General features: G+C 73.0%; 15 protein-coding genes. 13 read left to right on the top strand and 2 right to left on the bottom strand.

Going from position 1 to position 14,255, the window contains the following annotated elements; all coding sequences use genetic code 11:
* Window positions 1–3 precede the first annotated feature (3 nt).
* Complete coding sequence (locus ACFC1I_RS10420) at window positions 4–756, bottom strand: CDP-alcohol phosphatidyltransferase family protein (RefSeq protein WP_376008674.1); 753 nt, start codon at window positions 754–756, stop codon at window positions 4–6.
* Window positions 757–776: 20 nt separating this feature from the next.
* On the opposite strand from ACFC1I_RS10420, the gene ACFC1I_RS10415 reads away from it, so the two are divergent.
* Genes ACFC1I_RS10415 through ACFC1I_RS10380 form a run of 8 tightly spaced genes read left to right on the top strand, consistent with a single transcriptional unit; the run spans window position 777 to window position 7,894 of the window.
* On the top strand, window positions 777–1,808 hold the full coding sequence (locus ACFC1I_RS10415) for a zinc-binding alcohol dehydrogenase (RefSeq protein WP_376008672.1): 1,032 nt from the start codon (window positions 777–779) through the stop codon (window positions 1,806–1,808).
* Complete coding sequence (locus ACFC1I_RS10410) at window positions 1,805–2,200, top strand: 6-pyruvoyl tetrahydropterin synthase family protein (protein ID WP_376008670.1); 396 nt, start codon at window positions 1,805–1,807, stop codon at window positions 2,198–2,200. The genes ACFC1I_RS10415 and ACFC1I_RS10410 overlap by 4 nt, the downstream gene beginning before the upstream one ends.
* Entirely contained in the window at window positions 2,194–3,210 is a 1,017-nt protein-coding gene (locus ACFC1I_RS10405; RefSeq protein WP_376008668.1) for a glycosyltransferase family 4 protein, read from the top strand. The genes ACFC1I_RS10410 and ACFC1I_RS10405 overlap by 7 nt, the downstream gene beginning before the upstream one ends.
* Entirely contained in the window at window positions 3,207–4,043 is an 837-nt protein-coding gene (locus ACFC1I_RS10400; protein ID WP_376008666.1) for an SAM-dependent methyltransferase, read from the top strand. The genes ACFC1I_RS10405 and ACFC1I_RS10400 overlap by 4 nt, the downstream gene beginning before the upstream one ends.
* Complete coding sequence (locus tag ACFC1I_RS10395; protein WP_376008664.1) at window positions 4,031–4,984, top strand: lysylphosphatidylglycerol synthase domain-containing protein; 954 nt, start codon at window positions 4,031–4,033, stop codon at window positions 4,982–4,984. The genes ACFC1I_RS10400 and ACFC1I_RS10395 overlap by 13 nt, the downstream gene beginning before the upstream one ends.
* Window positions 4,981–5,724 (top strand): RibD family protein, encoded by a 744-nt coding sequence (locus tag ACFC1I_RS10390; RefSeq protein WP_376008662.1) that lies wholly within the window; start codon window positions 4,981–4,983, stop codon window positions 5,722–5,724. Before ACFC1I_RS10395 ends, ACFC1I_RS10390 begins: the two co-directional genes overlap by 4 nt.
* Entirely contained in the window at window positions 5,721–7,358 is a 1,638-nt protein-coding gene (locus tag ACFC1I_RS10385; protein ID WP_376008660.1) for a CDP-alcohol phosphatidyltransferase, read from the top strand. Before ACFC1I_RS10390 ends, ACFC1I_RS10385 begins: the two co-directional genes overlap by 4 nt.
* Before the next feature lie 41 nt (window positions 7,359–7,399).
* Complete coding sequence (locus ACFC1I_RS10380; protein ID WP_376008658.1) at window positions 7,400–7,894, top strand: GNAT family N-acetyltransferase; 495 nt, start codon at window positions 7,400–7,402, stop codon at window positions 7,892–7,894.
* A 19-nt stretch (window positions 7,895–7,913) separates the two neighbouring features.
* Here the strand turns inward: ACFC1I_RS10380 and ACFC1I_RS10375 are convergent, their stop codons facing one another.
* Complete coding sequence (locus ACFC1I_RS10375; RefSeq protein WP_376008656.1) at window positions 7,914–9,296, bottom strand: alpha/beta fold hydrolase; 1,383 nt, start codon at window positions 9,294–9,296, stop codon at window positions 7,914–7,916.
* Between the two features lie 184 nt (window positions 9,297–9,480).
* Between ACFC1I_RS10375 and ACFC1I_RS10370 the strand changes: the two genes are divergently transcribed.
* The 5 genes from ACFC1I_RS10370 to ACFC1I_RS10350 all read left to right on the top strand — a co-directional run bounded on the left by ACFC1I_RS10370 (window position 9,481) and on the right by ACFC1I_RS10350 (window position 14,253).
* On the top strand, window positions 9,481–11,628 hold the full coding sequence (locus tag ACFC1I_RS10370; RefSeq protein ID WP_376009344.1) for a heavy metal translocating P-type ATPase: 2,148 nt from the start codon (window positions 9,481–9,483) through the stop codon (window positions 11,626–11,628).
* Between the two features lie 86 nt (window positions 11,629–11,714).
* Window positions 11,715–12,548, top strand: coding sequence for a DUF2510 domain-containing protein (locus ACFC1I_RS10365; RefSeq protein WP_376008654.1), 834 nt, complete (start codon window positions 11,715–11,717; stop codon window positions 12,546–12,548).
* Entirely contained in the window at window positions 12,545–13,384 is an 840-nt protein-coding gene (locus ACFC1I_RS10360; RefSeq protein WP_376008653.1) for a sulfite exporter TauE/SafE family protein, read from the top strand. Before ACFC1I_RS10365 ends, ACFC1I_RS10360 begins: the two co-directional genes overlap by 4 nt.
* A gap of 9 nt (window positions 13,385–13,393) precedes the next feature.
* Window positions 13,394–13,843 (top strand): MaoC family dehydratase N-terminal domain-containing protein, encoded by a 450-nt coding sequence (locus tag ACFC1I_RS10355; RefSeq protein WP_376008651.1) that lies wholly within the window; start codon window positions 13,394–13,396, stop codon window positions 13,841–13,843.
* Complete coding sequence (locus ACFC1I_RS10350) at window positions 13,840–14,253, top strand: MaoC/PaaZ C-terminal domain-containing protein (protein ID WP_376008649.1); 414 nt, start codon at window positions 13,840–13,842, stop codon at window positions 14,251–14,253. The genes ACFC1I_RS10355 and ACFC1I_RS10350 overlap by 4 nt, the downstream gene beginning before the upstream one ends.
* The last annotated feature ends 2 nt before the right edge of the window (window positions 14,254–14,255 follow it).

Raw genomic sequence — 14,255 nt, 5'->3', positions numbered from 1 at the left:
GTCCTACCTGCTCTCTTCCGGAGGTGAGATGGTCGACGCCTTCTCGAGGGAAACGAGCGGGGTGGCGGCGAGGTTCACTCGCACGAGCCAGGTGACGTCGCGCGCGAACGACTCGAGCACGAGGGCGAGCGCCGCCGCGGCGACGAGAACGTTCCCGGCCGGGGGCAGCAGCTGGGACGCCACCACGGCCAGGGCGACACCGCACGCGGCGGTCACGACCTTGCGCCAGTAACGAGGCGGCAGCGTCTGCCTCATCCACGGCAGCATCCATCCCGCGACGACGAAGGCGTAGCGCAGCAGGCCGATCGTGAGCACCCACCAGCCGACGAAGCGCACGTCGCACACGCACAGCACCAGCAGCAGGAACGCGTCGACCTCCATGTCGAAGCGCGCGCCCAGCTCGCTCTCGCTGTGGGTGCGGCGGGCGACATAGCCGTCGACGCCGTCCAGCGCGAGTGCGACCGCGGCGAGCGTGACCAGGAGCGCCGTCGGCACCGTGTGCGCGAACGAGGCCGCCACCAGCGCGGTCACGAGCCCCACGAGCATCGACCGCGTCGCGGTGACGGCGTTGGCGGGCCCGAACCGCTCGACCCGGCCACGGGCGATCGCCCGCAGCAGGAGCGCCGTCGACACGACGAGGTATCCGACGCCGGCCGTCCAAGCCGCCGCCGTCAGCGGCGTCGCCGTCCCGATCGCGACCAACCCGGCGACTCCGCCCGCGACCCACCACCAGGGCACCCACTGAACTTTTCCCATGCGCGCTCCGTGTACTCGTCATGGCGGTCACGGGGAACACGACGCAGGGACCCGTTGAGGTTCACCACGAGATTCCGGATGCTGCGACCGCATGGTGGACGGTCGGCCCCGGGCAGGGCGAGTTCCGCAGTGAGCCGCTCCCCGGGATCTCGGACGGTGAGGCGTCGGTGCGGACGCTCTTCACCGGCGTGAGCCGCGGCACCGAGTCGCTGGTCGCCCGAGGCGAGGTGCCGGTGTCGGAGCACGAGCGGATGCGCGCCCCGTTCCAGGCGGGCGAGTTCCCCTTCCCCGTGAAGTACGGGTACCTCAACGTCGGAACGGTCGAGCACGGGCCCGCGGCGCTCCACGGCCGCACCGTGTTCTCGTTGTTCCCGCACCAGTCGCGCTTCGTCGTGCCCGCCGACGCCCTCCACCCCGTGCCGGAGGCGGTCCCGCCGCGCCGCGCGGCGCTCGCCGGAGCGGTCGAGACGGCGGTCAACGTGCTCTGGGATGCCGCCCCACTGGTCGGCGATCGGATCGTCGTCGTCGGCGCGGGCATGATCGGCGCCGCGATCGCGCGGGTGGCGCGCAGCATCCCGGGTTCCGAAGTCACCCTCGTCGACGTCGACCCGGCGCGTGCGACGACGGCCGAGGCGCTCGGGGTCGGCTTCGTGCTCGCGTCCGAGGAGCTTCCCGGGGCGGATGTCGTGATCGAGGCGAGCGGCGCCGGCGCCGGACTCCAGCTGGCGCTCGGCATCGCACCCACCGACGGCGAGGTGATCGTCGCCAGCTGGTACGGCAGCCGCGCGGTCTCGCTCGAGCTCGGTGCCGACTTCCACTCCCGCCGCATCGCCATCCGGCCGAGTCAGGTCGGCGCCATCGCGGTCCGCCGCAGAGCTTCGCGCACGATGCGCAACCGTCTTGCGATCGCGCTGCGTCTGCTCGAGGATCCGGCGTACGACGCGCTTCTGGGCGGCACCACCTCCTGGCGCCGGCTGCCCGAGGTCACCGCCGCGCTCGCCGACGGCACTGCCGGAGAACTGTGCCACACGATCGATTGGACTGCCGAATGAGCTTCAGCGTCACCGTCCGCGACCACCTCATGATCGCGCACAGCCTGCGCGGCGACGTCTTCGGGCCCGCGCAGCAGCTGCACGGCGCGACGTTCCTCGTCGACGCGACGTTCCGCGCCGACGAGCTCGACGAGCACGGCGTCGTCGTCGACATCGGCCGTGCGAGCGACGTGCTCCGCGAGATCGTCGCCGGGCTCACCTACCGCAACCTCGATGACCACCCCGACCTGCAGGGTGTGAACACCACGACCGAGCGGCTGTGCCAGATCATCGGCGACGGCCTCGCGGCGCGCGCCCGCGAAGGAGACATGGGCGACGCTCACCTGACCGGGATCGTCGTGACGCTGCACGAGTCGCACGTGGCGTGGGCCTCGTACGAGGTGGCGTGGTGACGGATGTCCCGTCCCTCCGCTTCGTCGTCCCCGCCGGGGTCGACGACCCTCGGCGCGTGAGCGGCGGCAACGTCTACGACCGGCACCTCCGCGACGGGCTGCGCGGCCTCGGCTGGGACGTGGACGTTCGCGAGGCGGCGGACGCGGGGGACGCGGCATCCGTCCTCCATGACGCGCCCGACGCATCGCGGGTGCTGGTCGACGGACTGGTGGCCGGGTGGGCGCCGGCCGCGGTGGAGGCGGCCGCGGCGCGGCTGCGCCTCACGGTGCTGGCGCACATGGTGACGGCGGTCTTTCCGGATGCGACGGATGCGGCGATCGACGCCGAGCGCCGCGCCCTCGCGTCGGCGCACGACGTGATCGTGCCGAGCGCGTGGACCGCGGCCGAGCTCGCCCGGCGGGAGCTCGCCGACCCCGGTCGCACGGTCGTCGCGGTTCCCGGGGTCCTCCCGGCGGGGCCGCAGCAGCCCGCCGACGACGGAGAACTGCTGTGCGTGGGCGTCATCGCGCCGCACAAGGGACAGGACACGCTGCTCGCCGCGCTCGCCCTGTTGCGCAAGGGCGACTGGCACTGCACGTTCGCCGGGTCGGTCGAGGCGTTCCCCGGGTTCTCGGCCGAGATCGCGCGGCAGGCGGCGGCGTTCGACGGCAGGGTGCAGCTGCCGGGGGTGCTCGACGAACCCGCACTCGCCGAGGCGTACCGCCGCTGCGGGCTGCTGATCGCGCCGTCGCGCGTCGAGGCCTCGGGCATGGCGATCGCCGACGCGCGGGCGCGGGGGATCCCGGTGCTGGGCGCCGAGACCGGGGGGATCCCCGACGCGCTCGCCGGGGGCGGGGGACTGCTCGTGCCCGCCGGCGACGAGGCTGCGCTCGCCGAGGCCCTGGACGCCTGGCTGACCGACCCCGCGCTGCGGGCGCGCCTGCGCCGCGAGGCGCTCGCGGCGCGGGCGGCGCTGCCGACATGGCGCGACACCGTCGCGCGGGTGGCCGACGCCCTGGAGGCGGCATGACCGCGATCTCGACGGCGACCGCCGGGTGGCTCGCGCTGCGGGCACCCGCCGACGACGACGCCCGCTCGGTCGACCTCGCCCGCGAACTGGCGCGCCTGATCACGCCGACGTCCCAGTCGGCGCCCCTCGTGCTGCACGACCTCGGCGCCGGCACCGGATCGATGACGCGCTGGCTGGCTCCACGCCTGCCGGGGCCGCAGCGGTGGGTGCTGCGCGACGGCGACGCCGACATCGTCGCGCACCTGGACCTCCGCACCGTCGTCGACGGGGCCGGCCGGCCCATCGCGGCGGACGTCGTGGTGGAGCATCTCGCCTCCCTGCCGATCGATGCCTTCCAGGGGGCGGCGGCGGTGACGGCCTCCGCTCTGCTCGACGTGCTGACCGAGGCCGAGGCCGCCCACGTCGTCGCCGCCTGCGTCGCCGCGGGCACGCCGGCGCTGTTCAGCCTCTCGGTCATGGGCTCCGTCCGGCTGCGTCCCGTGGAGCCGGCCGACGGCGTCGAGCGTGCCCTCGAGTCCGCCTTCAACGACCATCAGCGGCGCGATGCGTCAGGACGACGGATGCTGGGACCCGGCGCGGTCGCCCTGGTCGCGGCCCGATTCGCCGCCGCCGGCTGGAACGTCCGCACGGCGGCGACGCCGTGGCGCCTCGCGGGTCGCGACACGGTGCTCGTCGACGAGTGGCTGGACGGCTGGATCAGCGCCGCGCTCGAGCAGCGTCCCGACCTCGTGCCGGCCGCTGCCGAGTACCGCGAGCGCCGGCTGGCGCAGGCCGCGGAGGGGCGACTGCACGTCACCGTCTCTCACGAGGATCTGCTGGCATGGCCGCGCTGAGCAGGATCCCGCCGCGGGCGCGATCGGCGCTGCGGATCACGGCGGCGCTCGCCGTCGTCGCCGGGACGGTCGCCGTCGTGGGCGTCGGGCCGTTCCTCGAGGGGCTCGCCTCGATCTCGCCGGCCACCATCCTCGCCGCCGCGGCGCTGGCCGCCGTCGCCACGGCGGCCGCCGCGTGGCGCTGGCGCACCGTCTCGACCGGGTTCGGGCTGCCGTTGCCGTGGAGCGAGGCGTTCACCGCGTACTACCGCTCGCAGTTCCTCAACACCGTGCTGCCCGGCGGCGTCGTGGGCGACGTCCATCGCGCGTACGTCCACGGCCGGCACCACGAGCGCGTCGACCTCGCCGCCCGTGCGGTCGCGGCGGAACGCGTCGCCGGGCAGCTCGTCCAGGTCGTGCTGACGCTGGCCATCCTGCTGCCGCTGGGGCTGGCGTCGCCGCTCGCACCCCTGGCGTGGATCAGCGGGGCCGTTGCCGCGCTCGTGATCGTCGGCGTCGGGGTCGTCGCCGCCACCCGGCGCGGCCGCGCCCTTCTGCGACGGGAGTACCGGATGCTGCGCCCCGTCCTCACCCGTCCCGCCGCGCTCTGCGCGATCACGGTCGCGTCGGTCGTCGTGCTCGCGGCGCACGCCGCCACCTTCGTGGTCGCGGGCCTCGCGGCCGGGGTGCATGCCCGCGCGGACGAGCTCGCCGTCGTCGCGCTGATCGTGCTCGGGGCGACCGCCATCCCCGTCAACGTCGGCGGCTGGGGACCGCGCGAGGCCGTCGCCGCCTCGGCCTTCGCGCTCGCGGGACTCGGCGCCGGCGCGGGGGTCGCCGTCTCGACCGCGTTCGGCGTGCTCACGGTGGTCGCGGTCCTGCCGGGCGCGCTCGCGCTGCTCACCGGCCGCTTCCGATCGCTGCCCGCAGGAGGCATCATCGGGAAGAGGAGATCCGCATGAGCGAGCGACCGTACGTCACCCTCAGTTGCGCGATGTCGATCGACGGCTACCTCGACAGCCTCGAGCCCGCGCGGCTCGCGATGTCGAACGCCGCCGACCTCGACCGCGTCGACGACGTGCGCGCACTGCACGACGCGATCATGGTCGGGGCCTCCACGGTGCGCCGCGACAACCCGCGCCTGCTCGTGCGAGATGCGGCGCGCCGTGCGAAACGGCTCGCCTCGGGCCGCCAGGAGTCGCCGGCGAAGGTGACGGTGACCGCGAGCGGCGAGCTCTCACCGGACGCCGCGTTCTTCACGGCGGGGGAGGGCGCCCGCATCGTCTACTGTCCGCGTGAGCGCGCGGCGGACCTCGGTGCGCGGCTCGGCCGTCGCGCCGTCGTCGTCGGGCTGGGCGACGACTGCGTCACGATGGATGCCCTGCTCGACGACCTCGGCGCGCACCACGGGGTCCGCAGCCTCATGGTCGAGGGCGGCGGCACGGTGCTGACCCAGTTCCTCGGCGCCGACCTCGTCGACGAGCTCCACCTCGTCGTCGCACCGTTCTTCGTCGGTGAGACCGGCGCGCCGCGCGTCGTCGGACCCGGTTCCTTCCCGTGGACGGCCTCCCGCCGTGCGCACCTCGCCGACACCCGCCAGATCGGCGACGTCGTTCTCCTGCGCTACGCCCTGTCGGACCGCTTCGGCATGCTCGACGCCGAGCCGACGGGAGCCGCGCAGTCCATCGCCGAACGCCCGTGAGCACGATGCCCGCGCGCGTCGTCCCCCTCTGGCGCAGGCGGTTCGCGCTCGGCGGTGCGATCGCCGCCCTGGTCGTGCTTCCCCTCATTCCCGGTGCGCTGGCGACGGGCTCGGTCGCTGACCTCGTCCGCATCCCCGTCGAGTCGATCGTGGCGCTGCTGGTGCTCGCGCTGATTCCGTGGCGGATGCTGCGCTTCGCCGTGGCTACCGCGTTCGGGGTCTTCGTGTCGGTCGCCGTGCTGCTCGCGAGCATCGATCGCGGATACGAGGCGGCGCTCGGCACCCACTTCGTGCCGCTCGACTGGCTGCAGCTCGGCGACGCCTACGGGGTCGTCGCTTCGTCGATCGGACCGACGCTCGCCACCGCCCTCTTCGCTGCCGCTGTCGCGCTGATCGTCGCGGTCGGGGTCGTGGCAGGGTGGGCCGCGTTGTACGTCGACGCGACACTGCGGCGTCGCGGCGACCGCGGCCGCACCGCGCTCGCCGCCGTGACCGCGGCGTGGATCGTCATGGCGGCGGTGGCGCCGCCGCTGCGCATCGCGGATCCGGTCGCGGCCGCAGCATCCGCTTCCTCCGTCGGCTCGGCCGTGACGCGCACCGTGTCGGCGCTCGAGACGAGGGCGCGGGTCGCCCGCGAGGTCGCCGACGATCCGTTCGCCGACGTTCCTGCGGCGGACCTGCTGACCGTGCTGCAGGGCAAGGACGTGCTGTTCGTGTTCGTCGAGAGCTACGGGCGCGTGGCGCTCGAGGGCGACGGCATCGCGGACGGGGTGGACGAGGTGCTGCGCGGCGGCGATGAGTCGCTCGCGGCCGACGGCTACACGGCGCGGAGCGCGTGGATGACGTCGCCGACGTTCGGCGGGGTGAGCTGGCTCGCGCACGCCACGCTGCAGACCGGCGTCTGGGTCGACGCGCAGGGCGTGTACGACCTGGTGACGCAGACCGACCGGCTCACGCTGAGCGCGGCATTCGGCCGCGCGGGCTGGCGCACCGTCAGCGACGTGCCGTCGAACCGGCGTCCGTGGGAGGTCGGATCGACGTTCTACCGTTACGACACCCTGCTCGACGCGACCGGCGTCGGCTACCGGGGCCCCTCGTTCGGGTACGCGCGCATCCCCGACCAGTACACGCTCAAGCACTTCGCCGACCAGGTGCTCGCCACCTCGGACCGGCCGGTGATGGCCGAGATCGACCTGGTCTCGTCGCACACGCCGTGGGCACCGCTTCCCGAACTGGTGCCCTGGGCGGACGTCGGCGACGGCTCGATCTACGACGACCAGCCGGCGCAGGGTCAGCAGGCGAGCGAGGTCTGGAAGGACCCCGAGACGGTGCGGCGCTCCTACGGCAGATCCGTCGAGTACACACTCGGGTCGATGCTGTCGTTCCTCGAGAACGTCGACGATCCGAACCTCGTCGTGGTCATGCTCGGCGATCACCAGCCGGCGTCGATCGTGAGCGGCGAGCACGCCTCCCGCGATGTGCCGATCAGCGTCATCGCGAAGGATCCGGCGGTGCTCGACGCGATCGCCGACTGGAACTGGACGCCCGGGCTGCGTCCGTCGGAGGCATCGCCGGTGTGGCGCATGGACGCGTTCCGCGACCGCTTCTTCACCGCGTACGGCGCTGCCGGGTGACACCCCTGTCCGGGTGTCGCGCCCGCTGGCAGGATGACGGCATGACGTTCACTCTGCGTGTGCCCGAGCCGCGCGACGCGGCCGAGATCGCCGCGCTCCATGTGGCGACGTGGCGAGAGACCTACACGCACCTCCTGCCTGCCGGCTTCTTCGACGACGAGTTCGTGCAGGGGCGGCAGAGCTTGTGGGCCCGCATCCTCGGCAACCCCCGAGATGAATGGCGCGTCTGGATCGCAGAGAGCGAAGGGCGCATCATCGGCTTCGCCACCTCGGGCCCCGGCCTGGAGTTCGACGGAGCGCCGCCGCCCTGCGAGCGGCAGCTCTACATGCTCTACGTCGCGGCCGCCGATCACGGCGGTGGGGCAGGGCAGGCGCTGCTGGACGCGGTGCTCGACGACGGGCCCGCTGTGCTGTGGGTCGCGAAGGAGAATCCTCGGGCGATCGCCTTCTATCGACGCAACGGTTTCGACTTCGACGGCGCCGAGCAGACCGATCCGATGGTGCCGTCGATCATCGACGTGCGCATGCTGCGGTGACAGGCGGCCCGGGGAGAGTTCAGCCCGAGTAGTCCGAGTCGTCGGTCCACGCGGCGATGTCGACGCCGTGGTTGTCGGGCGAGGTGAGGGTCCACCACTCCGGCGCGTGGGAGTCGTCGGCCATGCGCCCGCCCGCCGCCAGCGCCGCCGCGACACGTGCCTCGACCTGGTCGCGCGGCACCGAGATGTCGATGTGCGTGCGGCCTCGGCCGGACTTGGGCGGCTCGAGCGGGTGGAACCACACGTGCGGGTTGCGGCGCAGCGGATCGATCGCGTCCTCGCCGCCGAGCGGGTCGTAGCCGAGCGCTGCGCTCCAGAACGGCCGCACATGGGCGTCGGGGCCCTGGGCGACGGCGATGCCGACGACGGTGAGCACGGACGGGTCGGGCTCGAGGCCGAGTGCGCGGGCCGCGCGTGAGACGGATGCCGCGAGCTCGGCATCCGTCCGGCTTAGCGCGCCGTCGCGGCGGCTGAAGGTCTTGACGAAGACGCCCTCCGGACGCAGATCGATGTCGGGGTGGTGGTCGAGGCCGTCGGCGATCGCGGCGACCTCGGCCACGAGTCGCGCGCCGTGCGCGAACGAGTCGGCGCGGAAGAAAGCGTGCGCGCCCCAGTACAGGATGCGCCAGTCCGCGACGCCGTCCGCTGCGTGGAACTCCTGTGCGCTGATGGTCTCGACCTCTGGGGCGATGGTGCCGTCGCCCAGCGGCGGCTGCGCGAGGATGACGCGGGCGAGGTGCTGCGGACGCGTCAGTTGCGGCCAGTGCCCCGTCGGCAGGTCGACGTAGGTCACGTCGCGCAGCCGCGCGAACTCCCGCACCGGCGGCGCACCGGCGTCGATCCAGCTCTGCAGGTCGGCGACCGTGTACTCGGTCGCGACCGCGGTGACGGGGATGTCGAGGCGACGGTCGTCGCTGAGGCGCTGGGTACCGGTGACCACGCCGGCGGGCGAGGGGACCGCGTACGCGCGGAACGCCGTCATGCCGCCCTCGCCGAGATCGCGGAGATCCGCCTCTTCGAACTCGCTCCACGGCGGCAGCGCAAGCTCGCCGCCCTCCGTCGCGAACCCGTCGAGCAGCGGGTCGCCGTCGGCGGTCGGGAAGCCGCCGATGAGGATCAGTCGCGCGACGCGGTCGGGCCGTGCGTCGGCCGCCGCGTACACGATGCCCGCGCCGGCGGAGTGCCCGACCAGCACGACCCTCTCGCCCGGTGCGTCGTCGATCGCGGCCACGACCGCGGCGACGTGATCGGCGAGTGTGACCGCCGATCGGTCGGCGTCGGCCGACTCCATGCCGGGCAGCGTGATCGGCACCGGCCGATGCCCCGCGTTCGCCAGGGCGGGCGCGACCTCGTACCACGCCCATCCGCCCATCCACAGGCCTGCGACCAGGATGATGTCCATTCGCGCTCCTCGAGACTCCAGCTGAAGTCAGTGTCGCGCGGCCCGCCGACATCCGCCACGCCTCGCGGCCGATCGGGAATAGACCGCTCATGAGACCGATTGCATCTGATACCCCCAGGGGGTATAAAGGAAGCACGTCGACGAGGAGAGCAGCGTGACCGATCCGCATCGCGACCATGGCCGCATGGCCGACGAACACACGGCCCATGACCACTCCGGCCACGTGCCGATGAGCGGCACCGCCACGACGGATGCCGCCGCGGTCCACGCGCACCCCACCGACCACTCCGCGCACCTGAGCCAGGAGGACCACGCCGGCCACGCCGGTCATGGAGGTCATGCGGGCCACGGCGCGGACCACGCCGCCCGCTTCCGCCGGCTGTTCTGGATCAACCTCGCCCTCGCGGTGCCGGTGGTCGCGTTCTCGGGCATGTTCGCGATGGTGCTCGGCTATCCGCTCCCCGACGGGCCGTGGGTCGCGTGGATCTCGCCGCTCGTCGGCACCGTCATGTACTTCTGGGGCGGCTGGCCGTTCCTCTCCGGCGCCCTGTCGGAGCTGCGCGCCCGCAAGCCCGGCATGATGCTGCTCATCGGCCTCGCGATCACTGTCGCGTTCTTCGCGTCGTGGGGCGCGAGTCTGGGCCTGCTGCACCACGAACTCGAGTTCTGGTGGGAGCTGGCCCTCCTCATCGTGATCATGCTGCTCGGGCACTGGATCGAGATGCGCTCGCTCGCCCAGACGACGTCGGCGCTCGACTCCCTCGCGGCGCTCCTCCCCGACGAGGCCGAGCGCGTGGAGGGCGACCGCATCGTCACGGTGGCGCCGTCCGCGCTGCGCGTCGGCGACCTCGTGGTGGTGCGGCCCGGCGGCAGCGTTCCCGCCGACGGGCGGATCGTCGAGGGCGCCGCCGACCTCGACGAGTCGATGGTCACCGGCGAGTCGCGGCCCGTCGCCCGCGGCGTCGGCGACCACGTGACGGCCGGCACCGTCGCGACCGACTCGGGGCTGCGGGTCGAGGTCACGGCGACCGGCGACGACACCACCCTCGCCGGCATCCAGCGGCTCGTCGCCGAAGCCCAGAGCTCGACGTCGCGCGCGCAGCGGCTGGCCGACCGGGCTGCCGGCTGGCTGTTCTGGTTCGCGCTCGGCGCCGCGGCGCTCACCGCGATCGTGTGGACGGCGTTCGGCCTCCCCGACGAGGCGGTCGTGCGCACCATCACCGTGCTCGTGATCGCGTGCCCTCACGCGCTCGGCCTCGCGATCCCGCTCGTCGTGTCGATCGCGACCGAGCGCGCGGCGCGCGGCGGCGTGCTCATCAAGGACCGTCTGGCACTCGAGAGCATGCGCACGATCGGCGCGGTGCTGTTCGACAAGACGGGCACCCTCACCAAGGGCGAGCCCACGGTGGTCGACGTGACAGCCGTCGCCCCGCTCGATGCCGACGACGTCCTCGCGCTCGCCGCGGCGGCCGAAGCCGACAGCGAGCACCCGCTCGCGAAGGCGCTCGTGCGCGCCGCCCACGAGCGCGGCCTCGCGCTCGCCCTCGCGTCCGGCTTCCAGTCGGCGCCGGCGGTGGGCGTGACCGCGACCGTCGACGGCCACGTCGTCCGGGTCGGCGGCCCCCGCCTGCTCGACGAGGTCGGCGCGCGGCCTCTGGCGGCGACAGCGGCCTGGCACGATCGCGGCTCGATCGTGCTCCACGTCGTGCGCGACGGCGTCGTCGCCGGTGCCGTCGCGCTCGCCGACGAGATCCGCCCCGAGTCGCGCGAGGCGGTCGACGCGCTGCACGCCCTCGGCATCGAGGTCGTGATGATCACCGGCGACGCCGAACCGGTGGCCCGGTCGGTCGCCCGGGAACTCGGCATCCGCCGCGTCTTCGCGGGTGTGCGCCCCGAAGACAAGGAGCGCAAGGTCGCCGAGCTGCAGGGCGAAGGTCTCAAGGTCGCAATGGTGGGAGACGGCGTCAACGACGCACCCGCGCTCGCGCGGGCCGACGTCGGCATCGCGATCGGCGCCGGCACCGACGTCGCCATCGGGTCGGCGGGCGTGATCCTGGCGTCGAGCGATCCACGGTCGGTGCTGTCGGTCATCGAGCTGTCGCGCGCGAGCTACCGCAAGATGACGCAGAACCTCTGGTGGGCCGCCGGTTACAACCTGCTCTCGGTCCCGCTCGCGGCCGGAGTCCTCGCCCCGATCGGCTTCGTGCTGCCGATGTCGGTCGGCGCGATCCTGATGTCGCTGTCGACGGTGGTGGTGGCGCTGAACGCCCAGCTGCTGCGCCGTCTCGACCTGACCCCGGAGCGCAGCACCCGCGCCGTTCTCGACCGCTGATTGCGGGAACCGGATGCTGCGCCCCGGCGCCGGGGCGCAGCATCCGTCGTCCGTTCGTGGCGAAGTCGCGGGGATAGGGTTTGAGGATGACGACGACTCCTCCCGGCTGGTACGACGACGGTCACGGCTCGCTGCGCTGGTGGGACGGCACGCAGTGGACGGAGCACGTCGCAGAGCCCGATCCGGTGGACTCGGCGGCGCCGACCGAGGCCGAGATCGTCGCCGGCGCCGAGGCGTCGACGCAGCCCGAGCCGGAGGTCTTCGCGGCACTGTACGACGCCCCGGGGCAGCCCGGCTCCCCGGCGCAGCAGTACCCGGCGCAGGACGGGTCAGCGTCGGCCGAGGGATACCCGCAGGGTGCCTATCCCGGAATGCCCGCCGGTGTCGTCCCGGCCGGTGGCGGCTTCGCCGCGGCGACCGAGCCGCGCGAGAAGTCGAAGCTGTGGATCCTGTGGGTGGTGCTCGGCGTGGTGCTGCTGGGCATCGTGATCGCCGCGGCCGTCGTGATCCCGCTGCTGCTGCTGTCGGCATCGACCGCGAACTCGAGCGGCCAGTCCGACGACGAGCGGGCAGCGGTCGCCGCCGTCGCGCTGTACGACGACGCCTGGCAGGAGGGCGACTGCGACAAGCTCTCCACCGCGACGACGTCCGACTTCCGCGCGAGCGTCGGCCTGAACGACTGCGCCTCCTTCGAGTCGCAGTCCGTGGGCTTCGACGAGAACTTCGACGACTACAAGGTCACCGTGACCGACGTCGAGACGCTGGGCGACCAGATCGCGGTCACGACGAACGAGACGTACCTCGCGCTCGTCGACGAGGATGGCCTGCCCACCGACCCCGAGCCCGGCAACACGGTGTACCACTACACGCTCGTGCAGTCGGACGGCGAGTGGGCGATCGACGAGCTGTCGTACGAATGACCGCGCCCGACACGGTGCGCCCTCCCCACGACGCTCGGTTCTTCCTCACCTGCATCGGCATCGGCCTCGTCGCAGGCCTCTTGTCCGGCCTGTTCGGCGTGGGCGGCGGCACGGTGATCGTGCCCTTCCTCGTGCTCTTCCTGCGGTTCGATCAGCGCCTCGCGGCCGGGACGTCGCTCGCCGCGATCGTGCCCACCGCGACGGTCGGCGTCATCTCGTACGCCGTGCACGGCTCGGTCGCGTGGATCCCGGCGCTGCTGCTCGCCGCCGGTGCGGTCGTCGGCGCCCAGATCGGCACGTGGCTGCTGCCGCGGCTCTCGCTCACGGTGCTGCGGTGGTCGTTCGTCGGGTTCCTCGCCGCCGTGATCGTGAGCCTCTTCATCGTCGTGCCGTCGCGCGACGCCGAACTGTCGCTCACGGTGCTGAGCGGGATCCTGCTCGTGGTGCTGGGCGTGGCCACCGGCATCCTGTCGGGACTCATCGGCGTCGGCGGCGGCATCATCGTCGTGCCGGCACTCATGGTGCTGTTCGGCACGAGCGACCTCGTCGCCAAGGGCACATCGCTCCTCATGATGATCCCGACAGCGGTCTCGGGCACGTTCGGCAACATCCGCCGCCGCAACGTCGACCTGGTCGCCGCGGCGATCGTCGGCATCGCCGCGTGCACCACGACCGCCCTCGGCGCGTGGGCGGCGACGCTCATCGACCCGTTCGTCGGCAACATGCTGTTCGCCGCCTACCTCGCGATCATCGCGGTGCAGATGGGGCTGCGCGCGTGGCGCGGACGGCCTCGGCCGGCGACCGGACCAACCGGGCCGGGGGAGCCCGCTCGGTAGGATGGCCTGGTGCCAGTGAACCCCGAGCTCGTCGGCCGCGACTTTGCGCCGACCGCCCCCTACCTCGTGGGTCGCGAGAAGGTGCGCGAGTTCGCGCGCGCCGTCTTCGCCGACGACCCGCAGCACACCGACCTCACCGCCGCGCAGGCGCTCGGCTACGCCGACGTCGTCGCGCCGCCGACCTTCGCGATCGTCGTGACCGACGCGACGCTCCAGCAGCTGCTGGGCGAGCCCGACTCGGGCATCGTCCTCCAGAACGTGCTGCACGCCGAGCAGAAGTTCCGCTACTCGCGGCCGATCGTGGCGGGCGACGAGCTCACCGCGAAGCTCTCGGTCACCGGCATCCGTGCGATGGGGGCCGCAGCGATGGTCACGAGCGAGTCCGAGATCACGGATGCCGCGGGAGCCCACGTCGTGACCACGACGTCGGTCCTCCTCGTAGGGGAGGGTGACGCATGAGCGCGCTCGAGAACCTGACCGTGGGTGACCTCGTCGCCGAGCGCACGGTGCATCTCACCCGGGAGTCCCTGGTGCGCTATGCCGGGGCATCCGGAGATTTCAATCCCATCCACTACCGCGACGACGTGGCCGCCGCGGTGGGCCTGCCGGGCGTGCTCGCCCACGGCATGCTCACGATGGGCCTCGCCGTCGGCACGATCGAGTCGTGGGTCGGCGACACCGGCCGCATCCTCGAGTACGGCGTGCGCTTCACCAAGCCCGTGGTGGTCGACCCCGAGACCGGCGCCGACGTGACGGTCGTCGCGAAGGTCGGCGCGGTCGACGACGAGTCCGCCCGCATCGACCTCACCGTCTCGTTCGACGGCAACACCGTGCTGGTCAAGGCGCAGGCGCGCATCCGCACCGTCTGACA

This window comes from Microbacterium sp. NPDC056044, assembly GCF_042267145.1.
Lineage (GTDB): Bacteria > Actinomycetota > Actinomycetes > Actinomycetales > Microbacteriaceae > Microbacterium.
This window is presented reverse-complemented; position numbering and strand designations above follow the sequence as displayed.

Coding starts and splice junctions, on each gene's coding strand:
- ACFC1I_RS10390 (WP_376008662.1), top strand. CDS start 4,981: ATGAGCGAGCGACCGTACGTCACCCTCAGTTGCGCGATGTCGATCGAC.
- ACFC1I_RS10375 (WP_376008656.1), bottom strand. CDS start 9,296: ATGGACATCATCCTGGTCGCAGGCCTGTGGATGGGCGGATGGGCGTGG.
- ACFC1I_RS10365 (WP_376008654.1), top strand. CDS start 11,715: ATGACGACGACTCCTCCCGGCTGGTACGACGACGGTCACGGCTCGCTG.
- ACFC1I_RS10380 (WP_376008658.1), top strand. CDS start 7,400: ATGACGTTCACTCTGCGTGTGCCCGAGCCGCGCGACGCGGCCGAGATC.
- ACFC1I_RS10420 (WP_376008674.1), bottom strand. CDS start 756: ATGGGAAAAGTTCAGTGGGTGCCCTGGTGGTGGGTCGCGGGCGGAGTC.
- ACFC1I_RS10415 (WP_376008672.1), top strand. CDS start 777: ATGGCGGTCACGGGGAACACGACGCAGGGACCCGTTGAGGTTCACCAC.
- ACFC1I_RS10350 (WP_376008649.1), top strand. CDS start 13,840: ATGAGCGCGCTCGAGAACCTGACCGTGGGTGACCTCGTCGCCGAGCGC.
- ACFC1I_RS10410 (WP_376008670.1), top strand. CDS start 1,805: ATGAGCTTCAGCGTCACCGTCCGCGACCACCTCATGATCGCGCACAGC.
- ACFC1I_RS10400 (WP_376008666.1), top strand. CDS start 3,207: ATGACCGCGATCTCGACGGCGACCGCCGGGTGGCTCGCGCTGCGGGCA.
- ACFC1I_RS10360 (WP_376008653.1), top strand. CDS start 12,545: ATGACCGCGCCCGACACGGTGCGCCCTCCCCACGACGCTCGGTTCTTC.
- ACFC1I_RS10395 (WP_376008664.1), top strand. CDS start 4,031: ATGGCCGCGCTGAGCAGGATCCCGCCGCGGGCGCGATCGGCGCTGCGG.
- ACFC1I_RS10370 (WP_376009344.1), top strand. CDS start 9,481: ATGGCCGACGAACACACGGCCCATGACCACTCCGGCCACGTGCCGATG.